Raw genomic sequence first — 17,417 nt, forward strand, 5'->3', positions numbered from 1 at the left:
ATATTATTGAATTCAATAAGTTCTATCAATTATTCTAGAGCATCTATCCTTAAAAATGGCATTCCCTTCAACTAACTGGCTAAACATGCGACAATGATCGGCACTGTCGGCTTAATTCTTTCGCTAAATCAGGATATTAACTGCCCATGAAGGGTAAATACAAAGCCGCACTTGCGCTTTTACTGCTGTTCATATTGGTGCCGCTGACGCTGCTGATGACGCTCGCACAGTGGGTACCGACGCTCGCCGGGATCTGGCTGCCCGTCGGAACGCGCATTGCTTTCGAAGAGAGCCCGAGGCTCACTCGTCACGCGCTGGTTATCCCCGATCTCCGCTATCTGGTTGAAGACTGCGAGATTGCCCGTATCAATAACGTGACGCTGTCACATCCCAGCCGCTGGAAGCTGGATATTGGCGCGCTGGATTTAAACTCGGTCTGCCTCAGCAAAATTCCCCAGTCCGCGCCGTCAACGGTTGCCCCCAAAACGCTGGCCCAGTGGCAGGCGGTATTGCCCAACACCTGGCTCACCGTTCATCGTCTGACGCTTTCCCCCTGGCAGCAGTGGCAGGGCGAACTGAAGGCGTCGCTGACCCCCTCAAGCCAGGAGATCGCCTACAAAGGCGAGCAGGTCAGCATTAAAGGAACGCTTCGCGGCCAGACGCTCTCCGTCAGCCAGTTCGATATTCAGCTTCCGGATCAACCGCAGCCTATTAAGCTGGTGGGCGAGTTCACCCTGCCGCTGGTTCCGGACGGCGTACCGGTGAAGGGCCACGCGGTCGCGACCTTTAACGTGCCACAGTTAACGTCCCTGGTCGATGCCGATCTCGACTGGGAAGAGAATCAGGGGCAGCTGGTGGTGATGGCGCGAGACAACCCCGATCCGCTGCTCGACCTGCCGTGGCAGGTAACCGCGGAACAGCTAAATATCAGCGACGGGCGCTGGAACTGGGATCTTTCCGGTATGCCGCTGAGCGGGCGCGTTTCGCTTCGCGCCGACAACTGGCAGCAGGGGCTGGAGAAAGCCACCCTGACCGGACGACTGAACGTGCTGACGCACGGCGATGCGGGCAAAGGCAACGCCGTACTGAATATTGGTCCCGGCAGGCTCAGCATGGAAAACAGCGACATGCCGCTGCACCTGAGCGGCGAGGCGAAGCAAAACGATCTCATTCTTTACGCCAGATTGCCGGCAAAACTGACCGGTAGCCTGTATGAACCGCAGCTCGACTTTGAGCCGGGCGCGCTGCTCCGCTCGCGCGGGCGCATCATCAACTCACTCGATATCGATGAAATCCGCTGGCCGCTGGCGGGCGTGAAGCTGACGCAGAAGGGCGTGGACGGACGTCTACAGGCCATTCTGCGCGCCCATGAAAACGAAATGGGCGACTTTGAGCTCCACCTGGACGGACAGGCCAACGACTTTTTACCCGACAACGGCCTGTGGCAGTGGCGCTACTGGGGGAAAGGCGGCTTTACGCCGATGAATGCCCGCTGGGACGTTGCTGGAAAAGGCGAGTGGCGCGACAAGCTTATCGAGCTGACGGCGCTCTCCACCGGCTTTGACAAGCTCCAGTACGGCACGATGGAAGTTAGCAAGCCGCGCCTGGTGCTGGATCGGCCGGTGCGCTGGTTCCGCGATCCCGCTAAGCCGAGCTTCAGCGGTGCGCTGTCGCTCAACGCCGGGCAAACCCGTTTCTCCGGCGGCAGCTTTTTGCCGCCGTCGGTCCTGACCTTCAGCGTCGACGGCACCGACCCGACGATATTCCAGTTTAAGGGCGACCTGCATGCGGACAAAATCGGCCCGGTGCAGGTCAACGGTCGCTGGGATGGCGTACGCCTTCGCGGGCAGGCCTGGTGGCCGAAACAGTCGCTCACCGTATTCCAGCCTCTGATCCCGCCGGACTGGAAAATGACGCTGCGCGACGGGGAACTCTATGCGCAGGTCGCCTTCTCGGCGGCGGCCGACCAGGGCTTTGAAGCGGGTGGGCACGGGGTGCTGAAGTCCGGCAGCGCCTGGATGCCGGATAACCAGATCAACGGAGTTGATTTTGTGCTGCCGTTCCGCTTCAGCGAGGGGACCTGGTCCCTGGGCACGCGCGGCCCGGTCACGTTGCGCATTGGCGAAGTCGTAAACCTGGTGACCGCGCGCAACATCACCGCCGACTTACAGGGGGATTATCCCTGGACGGAGGACAATCCGCTTCTGCTCACCAACGTGAAGGTGGAAACCCTCGGCGGGAAGATCACCATGCAGCAGCTGAGGATGCCGCAGCACGATCCGGCCCTGCTGCGCGTGGACAATATCTCCTCGAGCGAACTGATCAGCGCCGTTAATCCGAAACAGTTTGCCATGTCGGGCCCGGTCAGCGGGGCGCTCCCGTTCTGGCTGGACAATGAAAAATGGATCGTTAAAGATGGCTGGCTGACCAACCCGGGACCCATGACGCTGCGAATCGATAAAGACACGGCAGACGCCATCGTGAAAGATAATATGGTAGCGGGCGCCGCGATTAACTGGCTCCGCTATATGGAAATTTCGCGCTCGTGGACGAGAATCAATTTAGATAACCTGGGTGAATTAACCATGCAGGCAACCATCAAGGGGACCAGCCGCGTGGATGGCAAAAGCAGCTCCGTCAACCTGAACTATACCCATGACGAGAATGTCTTTACCCTCTGGCGCAGCCTGCGTTTTGGAGACAACCTGCAAACCTGGTTTGAGCAACATGCGGCGATACCTGCTCCCCGCAGTTTGACTGGCAAGGAAAGTGAGGAACAACAATGAAAAAGATGGCTGGTGTGCTCACCGTTGCCGTTGCCGCGCTACTGACCGGCTGTACGCCGCGTATTGAAGTCGCTGCGCCAAAGGAGCCGATTACCATCAATATGAATGTCAAAATCGAACATGAGATCCATATTAAGGTCGATAAAGACGTTGAAACCCTGCTGAAATCGCGCAGCGATCTGTTCTGAGGACGTCATGAAACGATTAGCTCTGATTTTACTGGCAGTCGGGTTGAACGTGCAGGCGGCTGCGCTGACCTTAAACGATGCGCGGTCGCAGGGGCGCGTGGGGGAAACCCTCAGCGGGTATATTGCCCCGATTCAACAGGACGCGGAAACGCTGGCGCTGGTCAGCCGTATTAACGCGGCGCGCGCGGAGAACTACCAGAAGCTGGCCGACAGCAATAATTTGCCTGTCGATGAAGTGGCGAAAATGGCGGGTCAAAAACTGGTTGCTCGCGCGCAGCCGGGCGAGTACGTGAAGGGCATTAACGGAAAATGGCTCAGGAAGTAGCTAGCGGTAGCGCCTGCGGTATTCGCCCGGCGAGACGCCAAAACGCTGCTTAAACGCCGTTGAAAAATGGCTATGGTCGGTGAACCCCCAGCTGTAGCCAATCCCCGCCAGCTTTTCATCATCCCCGGCCGAGCGCAGCACCTGCGCGCAGAGATCCAGACGACGGTTTTTGATGTACTGCGCCACCACCAGCCCCTTCTCGGCAAACATGCGGTAGAGGCTGCGCACGGACATTCCGCTCTCGGCGGCAATCCATTCCGGGCGCAGAGATTCAGACTGAATATGGTCGTCAATCATCGCCACCACGTGCTGGAACTGGCGTTCCTTACGCGGCTGAATCAGCTCGCGCTGCTGGAAAGCGGGGCGCAGCAGGCAGACCATCGCCTCGAGCGCCGCTTCACTCTCCCGGTCACTCAGGTCGGCGTTGCTCATGCTGTCCATCAACAGGCGATGGCTCAGCTGGACCGTCGGCAACGAGCGGGAAAGGGGGAGCGCGCAGCTTATCTCCTGAAACCGACACTGCTGCTCAATAATCTGGCGGGGGACCAGCAAAGAAATCTGGCGGGATTTTTCCTGCCAGTTGATTGAGCAGGGGCGCGATGCATCAAGCAGCGTGATATCACCGGTTTTAAGCACCGCGCGGCGGTCGTCCTGTTCAATCTCCGCGCTGCCTTCTAGCTGGAACACGGTATAGAACCAGGCATCGTTACTCTGAACGATCTCCTGACGAGAGCGGAACAGGTTAACGCCGCCAGCGGTAACGGTACTGAGCTTCAGGCTGCGCGCGTAGCTGGTTTCCAGTTCACCGAAGAATTTTCCGTCCAGAGGACGCGCGTTAAAGCGCCCGCAAACCTGGTTAATTTGCGCCAGCCACTGCTGATACTGTTCCTGCTCGCTTGCACACGCCATCGCTTCTCTCACTGCACCGTCAACGTTTTCGCATTGTTGCATTTGTGTTGCATTTTGTCAGAGCTCTGGGGCTGACTATAGGAAAGAACACTCACCGGGGACAGCGATATAAGACGGAATTATCACGATTTGCGGAGCCTGTCACAGGTGGCAAAGCGAATGTCACAGAGACAAAAGCGAGAATGCGAAACCCCTCTTAGACTGGATTAACACCCTGCGAATAATAACGAAGGAGTATCCTATGTCTGAATCACAGGTGGCTATTCAGCCTGCCGTGCAGCAGTTTTTAGACCGACATCATGGCCTGTGGATTGAAGGGCGTCAGGCCGCGTCGGACAGTGAAAAACGGCTGAATGTCTACAACCCGGCCACCGGCGAGGTGATTGCCTCGACGGCCGATGCCAGCGTCGATGACGTCGACCGCGCGGTTATGTCCGGCTGGCGCGCCTTTGTCGCCCGCAGCTGGGCCGGAAAATTACCCGCTGAACGTGAGCGGATCCTGCTCCGTTTCGCCGATCTGGTTGAACAGCACAGCGAGGAGCTGGCCCAGCTTGAAACGCTGGAGCAGGGCAAATCCATCAACATTTCCCGCGCCTTTGAAGTCGGCTGCACCCTCAACTGGATGCGCTATACCGCCGGGCTGACCACCAAAATTGCGGGTAAAACGCTCGACCTCTCCATTCCGCTGCCGCAGGGCGCACGCTACCAGGCGTGGACGCGCAAAGAGCCGGTTGGCGTGGTTGCCGGGATTGTGCCCTGGAACTTCCCGCTGATGATCGGAATGTGGAAAGTGATGCCAGCGCTGGCCGCGGGCTGCTCTATCGTCATTAAACCGTCTGAAACCACGCCGCTGACCATGCTGCGCGTGGCGGAGCTGGCCAGCGAAGCCGGCATTCCGGAAGGCGTGTTTAACGTGGTGACCGGAAGTGGCGCGGTGTGTGGCGCAGCGCTGACCTCGCATCCGCATATTGCCAAGGTCAGTTTTACCGGCTCAACGGCAACGGGCAAGCACATTGCCCGCGCGGCGGCGGACACGCTGACCGGTGTGACCCTCGAACTGGGGGGCAAAAACCCGGCGATTGTGCTGAAGGACGCCGACCCGGCGTGGGTGATTGAAGGCTTGATGACCGGCAGCTTCCTGAACCAGGGGCAGGTCTGCGCGGCAAGCTCCCGCATCTATATTGAAGCGCCGCTGTTTGACACGCTGGTCAGCGGGTTTGAGCAGGCGGTGAAATCCCTGAGCGTCGGGCCGGGCATGTCCCCGGAGGCGTTTATCAACCCGCTGGTGTCGCGCGCGCATTGCGACAAGGTGCAGACCTTCCTCGATGAAGCGAAGTCTCGCCATGCGGAGCTGATCGTCGGGAACCGTGGCCCGGAAGGCAAAGGCTATTACGTTTCGCCTACGCTGGTGGTGAACCCGGATGCCGCGCTGCGGCTGACCCGCGAAGAGGTGTTTGGCCCGGTGGTCAACCTGGTGCGCGTCTCCGACGGGGAAGAGGCGCTCCAGCTGGCAAACGACACCGAATATGGCCTGACGGCCAGCGTCTGGACGCAGAATATCAGCAAGGCGCTGGAGTATACCGACAGGCTGCAGGCGGGCACCGTATGGGTGAACAGCCATACGCTGATCGACGCCAACCTGCCGTTCGGCGGGATGAAGCAGTCCGGCACCGGACGCGACTTTGGCCCGGACTGGCTGGACGGCTGGTGCGAAACCAAATCGGTGTGCGTGCGGTATTAAAAACAAGCCGGGTGGCGCTGCGCTTACCCGGCATGCTTTCACCCGATGGCTATTTTAGCGAGGCGGCGATGACGGACGGAATAGCGTCAAACGCCTGCGCAATGCCTTTAGCGCGGATCTCCTCACCGCGCGTTGCCCCTTCAGCACGCACGAATTCCACGCTGTCGATGCCCAGAAAGCCAAAAAACTTCTGCAGGTATCGCTCCTGAAAATCCATGTCCGCGATTGGCGTACCGTGATAGATCCCCCCTCGGGTGGAGACGACAATAATCCTCTTGCCGGTCGCATGTCCCACCGGGCCCGTCGGGGTATAGCTGAAGGTTTTTCCCGGCTGGGCCAGTCGATCTAACCACGCTTTAAGCTGCGTTGAGACGGAGAAGTTATACATAGGCGCACCGATCACGATAATGTCGCTGTCGAGAAACTCGTTCACCAACTCCCCGGACAGCCGGTGTTCGCGGACGTCTTCCGCCGTCGCGTCCGTGGCTATCCGCAGCGGCCGGAAGCCGGCGGCAACGGCGCCGGTCAGGTGGGCAACGGGCGTCTTAACGACGTCACGATAGACCACCTTGTCTGACGCGAGCTGGCGAACCACCTCTGCCGTCAGCTGACGTGAAAGTGAGAACTCGCCGTTAATGCTTGAATCTATATGCAGGATCTTCATTTTTTCATTTCCTTTACGTCGGGCTGGGTTGCTTGTTCGATAAGCTTGCTGACGGCATCCGGATGGGAAATCATCGACATATGGCTGCTCTTAATCCGCATGACGGTGGCGTGCATGGCACCAGCAAGCTGTTGCTGGACGCCGGGAGAGAGGGCGCGATCGTCTTCGGTCAGCAGATACCATGAGGGCTTTTCACGCCAGGCGGCGAGCTCAACCTTCTCGCTAAAGGCGCCTGCGGCGATAGGCTGCTGGGTAGCCGTAAGCACTTTTACGCGTTTTAGAGGCAGGTCGTTGGCCATCACGCGCTGATAAGCGACGGGATCGTCCAGCCAGATGAATCCCTGCTTATCCGGGCGCATGTCCGCCATCGGCGCGTTAAGTCGGGTCAGAAGAGAGTCGACCGATTCTCCGCTGTCGGGGGCAAGGGCGGAAAGGAAAACCAGCTTCTTCACCTTCGGGTTATTGCCCGCCTGGGCGATCGCCGCGCCGGCCCAGGAGTGCCCGACAAGGACGACATCCCCTTGCTGGCGATCGATGACGCGCTCCGTGGCGGCGACGTCATCCTTCAGCGAGGTCAGGGGGTTCTGCACCGCCGTGACGCGGTAGCCCCGGGACTGCAAGCGGCCGATTACCGCCTGCCAGACGGAACCATCGGTAAAGGCTCCGTGCACGAGGACGATGTTATTAATCCGCGCCTGCACTGGCTGCGACGCGGCCAGGCACAGCAAAGTGAGAAGAGCGGGCAAGCGTGTCGGTTTCATAGGCGTGACGTAATTTTCTGAGTAACGGTGAAGCACAGTGTAACGAGAGGTGTAATGACGCTTGTAGTGTCCGAAATGACGGTTAACATACGAAATCAGACATTCTGCTCAGGCCTGAATCATGAAAATTGGCATTTTAGCGTTACCCGGCAGCATGAAGTCAGCCGTGGCTGGGCTCTGCGATATGTTCTGGCTGGCCAATGAGGTGATTGCCCAGCAGCCGGACGGCGAGGGCATTTCTGCTTTTGAAGCGGCCATCATCACGGCGGAGGGGACGCCGGTTCCGGACGCACAGGGCCGGCTGATTGACGCCGACGGGAGTTTTACCACCGGGGGAAACTTCGATCTCGTGATTGTCAGCGGGATGAAGCTTGACGAGCAAAAGCGCCCGGTCTCGCCAGCGGCGGTCCACGAGGCGGGAGAATGGCTGCGGGGCCTGCATAGTCAAGGCGCGATGCTGGCGGGAGCCTGTGCCGGCGGGCTGGTTCTCGCCGAGGCGGGGGTGCTAAATGGTCGGACATGCACCACGACCTGGTGGCTTTACCACACTTTTCGCCAGCGTTATCCGCTCAGCAAACCGGTGTGGGGTAAGGCGCTGGTGCAGGACGCGCGGATTATCACCTCCGGAGGTCCGCTCTCGTGGGTTGATCTGGCGCTGCACATCATTCGTCTGCACGCGGGGCAGAAGCTGGCGCGCCTGACGGCCGATATGGCCGTGGCTGACAGCCAGCCGATGTCTCAGCAGGTTTACGCGCCGGCTGGTTTTTTAAACTCAGTACACCCGATGATTATGAAAGCGGAACACATCGTCCGGTATGAAAATCCGGCGATTACCGTGGAGCAGCTTGCGCGGGTGCTGAATATGACCACCCGCACCCTGCACCGAAAAATGGCGGAAGAGATGAATGAAAGCCCCAAAAACTTTTTGACGCGCATGCGAATTGAAAAGGCGATGCGGCTCCTGGAGCAGCCGGGGAACGTGATAGGGCAGATTGCTGAGGCTTGCGGTTACGCTGACGACACGGCATTCAGACGCGCATTTACCGGCGTGACGGGAATGTCGCCCGGGCAATACCGCAAGTGGATCGCCGAGCGGCATACGGAATAGCCGCCGGTCTCAGCGGCATACCCGATCCCGCCCGGCCTCTTTCGCCCGGTACAGCGCCGCGTCGGCGCGTGCGATGATCTCGGTCCCGGCTAACCCCTCCGCCATGCTCGCAATGCCCATGCTCACGGTGACGTGGTCGCTGACGGTTGAGGCGCCGTGCGGTATAGACTCCGCGCGCAGGCCGTCCTGAATACGCAGGGCAACCTTTTCCGCGATGGCTTCAGGACAATTAAACAGAATCACCAGAAACTCTTCCCCGCCGTAGCGAGAGACCACATCCTCAGGTGTACGCACCGACTGCTTCAGCACCCGCGCCACGCGCGTCAGACATTCGTCACCCGCCTGATGCCCGTAGGTATCGTTGTAGCGCTTGAAATAGTCGATATCCAGCATGATCACAGAGAAGGCTTTTTTCTGCTCAACGGCGTTTTCCAGCACCACTTCCATTTTCCGGCGATTGGCGGTTTTGGTTAACGGGTCCTGATGCGCCAGCGCGTCCAGCCTGGAGATCAGCAGCTGATTTTGCTGGTTGCGCCGCCAGGCTTCGTCAAACCAGCTTAACAGGATGAAACGTCCGCAGATGAGGATCAGGGTAAAGACGCTCCAGATGGCGACGAAGTGAAGGTTCAGACCGTCGTTGAGCCTCCAGCTTGCGACCGGCAGGGTGATCCAGAGCGGGAACACAAAGGCGGCTAGCCCCTCAGGGTAAAAGTAGAGCGCCGTTAACCCGGCGAGCAATAAAATGACGCACAGCGGCCAGACGTGAGGCAGCAGCAGCTGGGTTATAAACCAGAAGCAGGCTACCGACCAGATGGCGCTACAGATAAACAGCACCGCGCTGATGCCGACAATGCGCCGCCAGGCCATCAGGACCAGCGCGGCAGAGAGGATAATAATCCCGAGCATTGAGGCATCGACCATTTTCGTCAGATGCGGTGTGGTCGGATAAAGGGGATCGCCGGCCTTAAGCAGGATATGTCGCAGCAGGATCATCACGGCGAAGCTAACGTTGACGAAAGCCAGCCACGGCAGGTTCATCGCCAGTCCATGCATGACCATGGCATGGCGCGTCGGCCAGGTTGCCCGTTCAAGTGTCGTTTTTTTTCTTTTTTCCATAAAGTCTTTTCCCGTCCGGGGGATAAATCATGCAGGTGAGATATCAGTAACTATAAGCAAGCCTGGACGAACCTCAATTGCAGAGGCAAAAAAAACCGGGCAATTGCCCGGTAGGTGGTTATTTATCGTCTTTTTTCTTCCCGAGCGTTGGCGTCTCGTCGAAGAAGTTCCACGGTTTAAGCAGGGTATGCACCCATTCCGTCGGCATGATCGGCCACTCCTCCGCGCGCGCCACGTGGGTGGTGCCGGTGGTCATCCAGACCACGTCATCCTGGTCGTTCAGCGACTCGTTATCCTTGCTGTACTGCCCCAGGCCCGTGTCGTGGATTGAGCGGTTAGGGAACTTACCTTCCGGGTAGAGTTCATCCGGGTGGTAGCGGGTCACCCACAGCTGTTTGTCCATAAAGCTCAGGCGATGGTAGATCCACTCGTCCGGGGCAAATTTCGCGCCGGTCGCTACCGGGTGCGTACCGCCCGCGTACGGGATTATCTGGTACGAGACCGGGTTGCCCATGCGGTTCTCTTTGCGGGTGTTGCTCAGCAGGCGAATAGTGCCCGGGTCAAATTTCTGCGCCGCCTGCTGCTCGGTATCAATATCGTACTGATTGATCTGCATGGTGCTGGTGCGCGGCCCGCCGGCGGTATTCGGCTTCACTTCCGGGTCCATGGCCACCAGCTTGTTGTTGATGCCGTCCACGTCCATATCCAGGCGGAAGTTGTAGATGTGCTGGTGCGTAGTGCCGACGATGTTGTGGTCGATCAGCGTACCGTATTTAGTGTCGTCTTTGGCGGTGGCATCGTGCATGGTTTTCGCCTGCACGCCTTTCACCGCTTCGATACCCGTCGCGCCGGCGTCAATGCCGATGGTGCCGTTTTCATGGAACACCCAGTCGAAGATGTAATCGTAGTTGCCAACGGTACTCACCCAGCGCACCACCAGCTCGCGGCGCTCGGTGCTGACGTTAGGCTGGCCCATCTCCTGATGCTTGTACTCCGGCCCGGCGTAGCGTTCGAAAATGGCGATCGCGCGCGGGATCTCCATCGGCGCGCCGGTGTAATCCGGGATGGTTTCATTGAGCATCACGGCGTTAGACGGCACGTCTTTCCCGCGCACCAGCGGGGAGGTCAGGGTGCCCATGCCGTAGTCGCCGGAATCAAGATAGGCTTTAAAGTACCAGCCTACGTCCGGGTCGCCGTAAGGGACGATCATCCCGCCTAAGGAGCCCTGATACATAATCTGGCGCTTTTTGCCGTTGTCGTTATAGGTCACGGTCGAAATCATCGGGCCGACGCGGGAGTCCAGGCTCAGGTGGAAATCCCAGTTCTGCCAGTGGATCCGGTCGCCGGTAATGGTGTAGTTCTTGCCTTCCGGTTCGGTGATGTCGAGCGGCTTTTTCGGCGTATCTACGCGGTCGCGGCCATCATAGGGGCGCGGAGTCATGGGCACCGGAACAACGGCGCCTTCTTCAATTTTCTGGATTTTCTTCTGCTCAAGATCCACCACGGCGACCAGGTTCTCTATCGGGTGCGCCCAGTAGTTTCCGTCGCCAACGTCGAGGTAGCTCACCACCTTCAGCAGGCGATCTTCCTGCTTCAGGCCGTCTTTACCGTCAAAATAGCCGACGGTCAGCGGCGTGGTTATCACTTTTTTCGGGTCGGTGATGCCGTGCTTTTTAAGCACCTCGGCAAACTCTGTGCTCTCGTTGATAATCTGCTGCACCGCGGTGAAATCATCCAGCAGGACCATGCCGTGCGCGTCTTTCACCGGTTCCCAGCGCAGGATTTTTTTATCCTTCAGATCCACCACGCTTTCGATAACGTGCTTTCCATCGAGCATCACGATCTTCGCCTGGCGGGGGGAATCCACAGGCGTACCGTTAAGCACAAAGTCCCACACTTTGGCTTTCTCTGGCTCGGCAAGGGCAATCTGGGTGAAGCGGGTATTCGGCTTAAAATCCGCTGAGGCTTTAACAATTTCAACGGCCTGCTTAATTTCGTCCGCCGTTAGCGCGTTTAACGGGTGGGGGCTTTTTTCGACCTGGAATGTCTGGTCAAGACCTGACTGGAAAACATCGTTGATGAAGCTGTCAGAGATAAAGGCCTTGTTGCCTTTCATGACCACCGGCACCTCAAGCTTGAGGGTTTTGCCGTTGACGATGGCGGTTTTCGCGCCCGGTTTGACCTTCACAAAGGCACCGTCTTTCGCAATGGTGAACATCTGTGCGTAATCATCCCACTGAACGTCCGCGCCGAAGTCCTGCAGCGTTTTGTCCATCGGGACCATATGCGCCTCGCTGCCGTGGGCGAAAACAGGGGATTGCCAGGCGCAACACAGCGCAACGGCCATGGCCAGCGCCGTTCTACGGGCAGAAAAAGAAGAATTGCTTCCCATCGTAGACCTCATCTTGTTGTGTTTATTGTGTTGTGACAGCCTTATCCTGACAGGCCCATGAGAAAAGCGTTTGCCTGCATCTGCCAGGTTATTTGTTGGTCTTGCCAGGTTAAAAAAAGAGCGGGGATACATCACATGCCAGGCCATTTCCTCTTCCCACAAATGATGTCAGCACAGACGACCCCCTCTCCCTTGAGGGAGAGGGCTGGGGTGAGGGGGTACATACGGCTCTGGTGGTCATTCCGTTCACTTTATGTTCCTTGCTACTTTGTAACGGCATGGTCTGTGAACGTGCCAGGGTGGCTCAATCGCCACCACCCTGGCGACCCGGGCTCCCGGCGGTAAATCGCCGCTTCGCGGTGCCTTCGGCTTATTCCTTCCGGCTTGTCGGGGACGGGCGGAGGCAACATCCCTGTAAAGCCCGCCCTCTCGGCGCATCCCTGCGCCTCGCCCCGGCCTTACGGAAACGCCTCGGCGATTTACAGCCGGACCAGGGCATCGCTGTAAGCCGTTAATTTTCCTGAAGCAACATATATCGCTTTCGGTTAAAAAATTACCGGGATTCCTCTCCCATTGGGGAGAGGGTCAGGGTGAGGGGGAAACTTAGCTGAAATCACCCCGCTGGCGTGCCACCAGCGTCAGAATGGAGTAGAGCGCCACGGCCTGCTGGTGCTGGTTGAAGATCTCAACCGCCCATTCCACCACACCGGTTGGTTTTTCCTCCGCGGTGCGCTGTTTCTTCAACGTTTTACGCTTGCAGGTCAGACGCACCTGAATGGTGTCGCCCGGCTTAACCGGCTCGATAAAGCGCAGGTTTTCCATGCCGTAGTTGGCAATCACCGGCCCGACGCCCGCGTCGACAAACAGTCCCGCCGCGGCGGAAATCAGGAAGTAGCCGTGCACCACGCGCTCGCCAAAAATTGACTCCGCCGCACCGATCTTGTCCATATGGGCGTAGAAGTGGTCGCCGCTCAGGCAGGCAAAGTTCACGATGTCCGCTTCCGTCAGGGTACGGCGCGGCGTCAGCAGGCTGTCGCCCGGCTGCAGCTCCTCAAAGTATTTGCGGAACGGATGCACGCGATCCTCCTGCACCGTTGCGCCCCGCACCCACTGTTTGCCAATGGCGGCCAGCATCGTCGGGCTGCCCTGGATCGCGGTGCGCTGCAGGTAGTGCTTCACCGCGCGCAGGCCGCCCAGCTCTTCGCCGCCGCCCGCGCGGCCCGGGCCGCCGTGGACCAGCTGCGGCAGCGGGGAACCGTGGCCGGTGGACTCTTTTGACGATTCTTCGTTAAGGATCTGAATACGCCCGTGGGCGCGCGCCGCACCGGCAATAAAATGACGGGCAATCGCCGAATCGGCGGTGACCAGCGTTCCCGCCAGGCTGCCGCCGCCCGCGCGGGCAAGCTGCATCGCGTGCTGTGCATTGCGATACGGCATCAGGGTCGCAACCGGGCCGAAAGCCTCCGTCGCGTGAACGGCAGGGGTTTCATCCGGCTGCGGGCAGAACAGCAGGGTTGGCGGGAAGAACGCGCCAGCGGCCTGCATATCGGCTTTGCCGCCCAGGCGGATCTGGCAGCCTGCGGCGATAAGTTGCTCCACTTTCTCCTGCACGTCCGCGCGCTGTTCGGCATTGACCAGCGCACCCATCTTCACCCCCTCCTGCGCAGGGTCGCCAACCACCACCTTTTCCAGACGCGCAATCAGCGCCTGGCTCACGGCGTCAACCTGGCTTTGCGGGACGATAATGCGGCGGATAGCGGTACATTTCTGCCCGGCCTTGGCGGTCATCTCGCGCACCACTTCCCGGATGAACAGGGCAAACTCCGGCTGTTCCGGGGTGACGTCTTCACCCAGCACGCAGCAGTTCAGGGAGTCCGCCTCCATGGTGAACGGAATCGAATTCGCCACAATATTCGGGTGTACGCGCAGGCTTTGCCCGGTGCTGGCGGAGCCGGTAAAGGTCACCACGTCCTGGCTGTCGAGCTGGTCGAGCAGATCCCCCGCGCCGCCGCAGATCAGGCTGATGGCGCCGTCCGGCACCAGCCCGCTGTCCACGATGGATTTCACCATCGCCTGCGTTACCTGTGCGGTAGCGGTAGCGGGTTTGATAATAGCGGGCATCCCCGCAAGCCAGGTCGGCGCCAGTTTTTCCAGCATGCCCCAGCAGGGGAAGTTAAAGGCGTTGATGTGCACCGCCACGCCGGACTTCGAGGTCAGAACGTGCCGCGCCGCAAAGCCGCCTTCTTTCGACAGCGGGATTAACTCATCTTCCGGCCACAGCGTGTCGTCCGGCAGCTCGCGGCTACCCAGGCTTGCGTAAGTGAAGAGGGTGCCGATGCCGCCTTCAATATCGACCCAGCTGTCAGCTTTCGTCGCTCCGGTCTGGGCGGACAGGGCATAAAACGTCTCTTTCTCGCCAAGCAGGTGCTTTGCCACCGCCTTCAGCATGGCAGCGCGCTCGATAAAGGTCATCTCGTGAAGCGCTTCACCGCCGCGCTCAATCGCATACCGGCGGGCGGCCGCCATGTCCAGCCCTTCGCTGGTCACGCTCCACAGCGCTTCGCCACTGATGGCGTGATGAATAGTGCGTTCGCGGCCCCGGCCAGACTGCCAGGTACCGGACACGAAGCTGGCTAACTGCTGCATCGCTTATCTCCAAATGTTACGTGATTTCACTATTAATAGTTTGATCGTGAATCATAAAAATCAAGCTGAGTTTTAATGAATTGTTAACATTGTGATCCGGCGTGCTGAATCTCCTCGCTAAAAGGCGCTGCCTGCAAGGCCTAAAGCAAAAGCCTTGCGAGCGGTATCACAAAACAAGGAAACAATTCTTGGGGTTGTATTTAACCTTTGTGTAACTTTTAAAAAACAAAGTGATTCAGCATTACGCTTTAATTTGCAAACTAACGAATCATAAAGGTGATGACGTGACGCAAGAACAACGGTTTGAGCAGCGCATAGCGCAGGAGACGGCGATTGAGCCTCAGGACTGGATGCCTGACGCCTACCGTAAGACGTTGATCCGCCAGATTGGCCAGCATGCGCACTCCGAAATTGTCGGCATGCTGCCCGAAGGGAACTGGATCGCCCGCGCGCCGACGCTGCGCCGAAAAGCGATCCTGCTGGCGAAAGTGCAGGACGAAGCCGGACACGGGCTCTACCTCTACAGCGCGGCGGAAACGCTGGGCTGTGCGCGGGAAGACATCTACCAGAAGATGCTCGACGGCAGGATGAAATACTCCTCCATTTTTAACTATCCAACCCTGAGCTGGGCCGACATCGGCGTGATCGGCTGGCTGGTAGACGGTGCCGCCATCGTCAACCAGGTGGCGCTGTGCCGCACCTCATACGGTCCGTATGCCCGGGCGATGGTGAAAATCTGTAAAGAAGAGAGCTTCCACCAGCGTCAGGGCTTTGAAGCCTGCATGGCGCTGGCGCAGGGGAGCGAGGCCCAGCGCCAGATGCTGCAGGACGCCATAAACCGCTTCTGGTGGCCGGCGCTGATGATGTTCGGGCCAAACGACGACAACTCGCCGAACAGCGCCCGCAGCCTGGCGTGGAAAATCAAGCGCTTCGGTAATGACGAGCTGCGCCAGCGCTTTGTCGACAACACGGTGCCGCAGGTGGAGATGCTGGGCATGACGGTGCCCGATCCCGACCTGCGCTTTGATGACGAGAGCGGCCACTACCGCTTCGGCGAGATCGACTGGCAGGAGTTTGAAGAGGTCATTAGCGGGCGCGGCATCTGCAACCACGAACGCCTGGCCGCCAAGCGTAAAGCCTGGGAAGAGGGCGCGTGGGTGCGGGAAGCCGCGCTGGCGCACGCCGAAAAACAGCGCGCCCGTCAGGCCGCATAAGAGGAAATAACCATGAGCAATGTCTACTGGCCGCTGTACGAAGTGTTCGTACGCAGCAAACAAGGGTTATCCCACCGTCACGTGGGCAGCCTGCATGCCGCCGACGACCGCATGGCGCTGGAAAATGCGCGCGATGCCTACACCCGGCGTAGCGAAGGGTGCTCTATCTGGGTGGTTAAGGCGAGCGAGATTGTCGCCTCTCAGCCCGAAGAGAGCGGCGAGTTCTTCGACCCGGCGGAAAGCAAGGTTTACCGCCACCCGACGTTTTACACCATCCTCGACGGCATCGAGCACATGTGAGGCAAAGAATGAGTTTAGTGACTGCCTATGCCCTGCGTCTGGGCGACAACGGTCTGGTGCTCTCCCAGCGTCTGGGCGCCTGGTGCGGCCACGCGCCGGAGCTGGAAATCGACCTTGCGCTCGCCAATATCGGTCTCGATCTGCTGGGTCAGGCGCGCAATTTCCTGACCTATGCCGCAGATCTTGAAGGCCAGGGAGATGAAGACACCCTGGCGTTTGGTCGCGACGAGCGCCAGTTCTGCAATGTCCTGCTGGTGGAGCAGCCGAACGGCAGCTTCGCCGACACGATTGCCCGCCAGTACCTGATGGATGCCTGGAACGTGGCGCTGTACGAACGGCTGACCCAAAGCCGCGACAGCCAGCTTGCCGCCATCGCCGCCAAAGCGATTAAAGAGGCGCGCTACCACCTGCGCTTTAGCCGGGGCTGGCTGGTGCGCCTGGGCGATGGCACCAAAACCTCCGCGCAGAAAATGCAGCAGGCCATCGACAGCCTGTGGCGTTTTACGGCGGAGCTGTTTGAGGCGGATGACGTTGAGCTGGAATTGATTGACGCCGGCGTGGCGGTTGACCCGCGCCTCCTGCGCCAGCCGTGGGAAAGCGAAGTCTTTGCCGGTCTGAATGAAGCCTGCCTGCAGGTGCCCGAAGAGGCGGCGTACCGCACCGGGGGCAAACAGGGGCTGCATACCGAACATCTGGGCCCGATGCTGGCAGAAATGCAGTATCTCCAGCGCGCGTATCCCGGTCAGCAGTGGTAAAGGAGAACGCTATGCAACGCCTCGTCGACATTGCGCCAGCACAAATTCCTGAGATCTGGTCGCTGTTAAGCCAGATCCCGGACCCGGAAGTGCCGGTATTAACCATCACCGATTTAGGCATGGTGCGCAGCGTGAAGGCGCAGGGTGAAGGCTGGGTTATCGGCTTCACGCCCACCTACTCGGGCTGTCCGGCAACGGAACACCTGCTGGGGGCGATCCGCGACGCGATGACCGCGCACGGCTTTACCCCGGTGCACATTGTGCTCCAGCTTGAACCCGCCTGGACCACCGACTGGATGACCCCCGACGCGCGTGAGCGCCTGCGGGCGTACGGCATCAGCCCGCCCGTGGGTCATAGCTGTCACGCGCACGCGCCGGCCGAGGTGAGCTGCCCGCGCTGCGCCAGCACCGACACCTCGCTTATCAGTGAATTTGGTTCGACGGCCTGCAAAGCGCTCTACCGCTGCAATACATGCCGTGAGCCCTTCGACTATTTCAAATGTATTTGAGGC

Annotated in this window: 15 protein-coding genes; 9 read left to right on the forward strand and 6 right to left on the reverse strand. The window is 59.3% G+C overall.

From position 1 onward, the window contains the following. The first annotated feature begins 146 nt into the window (after window positions 1-146). The 3 genes from ACWHWP_RS10950 to ACWHWP_RS10960 are packed head-to-tail and all read left to right on the forward strand — an operon-like array spanning window position 147 to window position 3,299. Window positions 147-2,786, forward strand: coding sequence for a YdbH family protein (locus ACWHWP_RS10950; protein ID WP_447855558.1), 2,640 nt, complete (start codon window positions 147-149; stop codon window positions 2,784-2,786). Further along, window positions 2,783-2,974, forward strand: a complete 192-nt coding sequence (locus ACWHWP_RS10955) for a YnbE family lipoprotein (protein ID WP_014169918.1) — start codon at window positions 2,783-2,785, stop codon at window positions 2,972-2,974. Before ACWHWP_RS10950 ends, ACWHWP_RS10955 begins: the two co-directional genes overlap by 4 nt. A 7-nt stretch (window positions 2,975-2,981) precedes the next feature. Next, window positions 2,982-3,299, forward strand: coding sequence for a YdbL family protein (locus tag ACWHWP_RS10960; protein WP_059311392.1), 318 nt, complete (start codon window positions 2,982-2,984; stop codon window positions 3,297-3,299). On the opposite strand, the gene feaR is transcribed toward ACWHWP_RS10960, so the two are convergent. Next, window positions 3,300-4,208, reverse strand: coding sequence for a transcriptional regulator FeaR (feaR, locus tag ACWHWP_RS10965; RefSeq protein ID WP_059311391.1), 909 nt, complete (start codon window positions 4,206-4,208; stop codon window positions 3,300-3,302). 241 nt (window positions 4,209-4,449) lie between these two features. Between feaR and ACWHWP_RS10970 the strand changes: the two genes are divergently transcribed. Continuing rightward, complete coding sequence (locus ACWHWP_RS10970) at window positions 4,450-5,949, forward strand: aldehyde dehydrogenase family protein (RefSeq protein ID WP_063431491.1); 1,500 nt, start codon at window positions 4,450-4,452, stop codon at window positions 5,947-5,949. Between the two features lie 49 nt (window positions 5,950-5,998). On the opposite strand, the gene ACWHWP_RS10975 is transcribed toward ACWHWP_RS10970, so the two are convergent. Together ACWHWP_RS10975 and ACWHWP_RS10980 are read right to left on the reverse strand one after the other, a co-directional pair. Beyond that, the gene (locus ACWHWP_RS10975; protein WP_447855559.1) at window positions 5,999-6,613 is read right to left on the reverse strand and encodes an FMN-dependent NADH-azoreductase; all 615 of its coding nucleotides are present in this window, start codon (window positions 6,611-6,613) and stop codon (window positions 5,999-6,001) included. Beyond that, window positions 6,610-7,374, reverse strand: coding sequence for an alpha/beta fold hydrolase (locus ACWHWP_RS10980; RefSeq protein ID WP_063431487.1), 765 nt, complete (start codon window positions 7,372-7,374; stop codon window positions 6,610-6,612). The genes ACWHWP_RS10975 and ACWHWP_RS10980 overlap by 4 nt, the downstream gene beginning before the upstream one ends. A 121-nt stretch (window positions 7,375-7,495) precedes the next feature. Between ACWHWP_RS10980 and ACWHWP_RS10985 the strand changes: the two genes are divergently transcribed. Further along, window positions 7,496-8,482, forward strand: coding sequence for a GlxA family transcriptional regulator (locus tag ACWHWP_RS10985; protein ID WP_447855560.1), 987 nt, complete (start codon window positions 7,496-7,498; stop codon window positions 8,480-8,482). 9 nt (window positions 8,483-8,491) lie between these two features. Here the strand turns inward: ACWHWP_RS10985 and ACWHWP_RS10990 are convergent, their stop codons facing one another. The 3 genes from ACWHWP_RS10990 to paaZ form a co-directional block, all read right to left on the reverse strand. Beyond that, window positions 8,492-9,598 carry a GGDEF domain-containing protein gene (locus ACWHWP_RS10990; RefSeq protein ID WP_447855561.1) on the reverse strand — a complete coding sequence of 369 codons (1,107 nt, stop codon included), beginning with the start codon at window positions 9,596-9,598 and terminating at the stop codon, window positions 8,492-8,494. Window positions 9,599-9,716: 118 nt separating this feature from the next. Next, window positions 9,717-11,990, reverse strand: coding sequence for a primary-amine oxidase (gene tynA, locus ACWHWP_RS10995; protein WP_447855562.1), 2,274 nt, complete (start codon window positions 11,988-11,990; stop codon window positions 9,717-9,719). A 603-nt stretch (window positions 11,991-12,593) separates the two neighbouring features. After that, on the reverse strand, window positions 12,594-14,636 hold the full coding sequence (paaZ, locus tag ACWHWP_RS11000; RefSeq protein WP_252000716.1) for a phenylacetic acid degradation bifunctional protein PaaZ: 2,043 nt from the start codon (window positions 14,634-14,636) through the stop codon (window positions 12,594-12,596). 284 nt (window positions 14,637-14,920) lie between these two features. Between paaZ and paaA the strand changes: the two genes are divergently transcribed. From paaA to paaD, 4 genes are read left to right on the forward strand one after another with little or no spacing between them, the layout of a single operon-like run. Beyond that, window positions 14,921-15,850: a 1,2-phenylacetyl-CoA epoxidase subunit PaaA gene (paaA, locus tag ACWHWP_RS11005; protein WP_047348655.1), complete on the forward strand. Its 930-nt coding sequence runs from the start codon at window positions 14,921-14,923 to the stop codon at window positions 15,848-15,850. A gap of 12 nt (window positions 15,851-15,862) precedes the next feature. Further along, window positions 15,863-16,150, forward strand: a complete 288-nt coding sequence (gene paaB, locus ACWHWP_RS11010; RefSeq protein WP_447855563.1) for a 1,2-phenylacetyl-CoA epoxidase subunit PaaB — start codon at window positions 15,863-15,865, stop codon at window positions 16,148-16,150. Window positions 16,151-16,158: 8 nt separating this feature from the next. Next, complete coding sequence (gene paaC, locus ACWHWP_RS11015) at window positions 16,159-16,905, forward strand: 1,2-phenylacetyl-CoA epoxidase subunit PaaC (RefSeq protein ID WP_447855564.1); 747 nt, start codon at window positions 16,159-16,161, stop codon at window positions 16,903-16,905. 11 nt (window positions 16,906-16,916) lie between these two features. Beyond that, window positions 16,917-17,414, forward strand: a complete 498-nt coding sequence (gene paaD / locus ACWHWP_RS11020; RefSeq protein WP_059311382.1) for a 1,2-phenylacetyl-CoA epoxidase subunit PaaD — start codon at window positions 16,917-16,919, stop codon at window positions 17,412-17,414. Window positions 17,415-17,417 lie beyond the last annotated feature (3 nt).

Source organism: Enterobacter sp. WI-ESBL-E8, from assembly GCF_053364895.1.

What these genes read in the sequence shown, in the direction of transcription:
- ACWHWP_RS10950 (WP_447855558.1), top strand. Translation starts at nt 147, where the DNA reads ATGAAGGGTAAATACAAAGCCGCACTTGCGCTTTTACTGCTGTTCATA.
- ACWHWP_RS10955 (WP_014169918.1), top strand. Translation starts at nt 2,783, where the DNA reads ATGAAAAAGATGGCTGGTGTGCTCACCGTTGCCGTTGCCGCGCTACTG.
- ACWHWP_RS10960 (WP_059311392.1), top strand. Translation starts at nt 2,982, where the DNA reads ATGAAACGATTAGCTCTGATTTTACTGGCAGTCGGGTTGAACGTGCAG.
- feaR (WP_059311391.1), bottom strand. Translation starts at nt 4,208, where the DNA reads ATGGCGTGTGCAAGCGAGCAGGAACAGTATCAGCAGTGGCTGGCGCAA.
- ACWHWP_RS10970 (WP_063431491.1), top strand. Translation starts at nt 4,450, where the DNA reads ATGTCTGAATCACAGGTGGCTATTCAGCCTGCCGTGCAGCAGTTTTTA.
- ACWHWP_RS10975 (WP_447855559.1), bottom strand. Translation starts at nt 6,613, where the DNA reads ATGAAGATCCTGCATATAGATTCAAGCATTAACGGCGAGTTCTCACTT.
- ACWHWP_RS10980 (WP_063431487.1), bottom strand. Translation starts at nt 7,374, where the DNA reads ATGAAACCGACACGCTTGCCCGCTCTTCTCACTTTGCTGTGCCTGGCC.
- ACWHWP_RS10985 (WP_447855560.1), top strand. Translation starts at nt 7,496, where the DNA reads ATGAAAATTGGCATTTTAGCGTTACCCGGCAGCATGAAGTCAGCCGTG.
- ACWHWP_RS10990 (WP_447855561.1), bottom strand. Translation starts at nt 9,598, where the DNA reads ATGGAAAAAAGAAAAAAAACGACACTTGAACGGGCAACCTGGCCGACG.
- tynA (WP_447855562.1), bottom strand. Translation starts at nt 11,990, where the DNA reads ATGGGAAGCAATTCTTCTTTTTCTGCCCGTAGAACGGCGCTGGCCATG.
- paaZ (WP_252000716.1), bottom strand. Translation starts at nt 14,636, where the DNA reads ATGCAGCAGTTAGCCAGCTTCGTGTCCGGTACCTGGCAGTCTGGCCGG.
- paaB (WP_447855563.1), top strand. Translation starts at nt 15,863, where the DNA reads ATGAGCAATGTCTACTGGCCGCTGTACGAAGTGTTCGTACGCAGCAAA.
- paaC (WP_447855564.1), top strand. Translation starts at nt 16,159, where the DNA reads ATGAGTTTAGTGACTGCCTATGCCCTGCGTCTGGGCGACAACGGTCTG.
- paaD (WP_059311382.1), top strand. Translation starts at nt 16,917, where the DNA reads ATGCAACGCCTCGTCGACATTGCGCCAGCACAAATTCCTGAGATCTGG.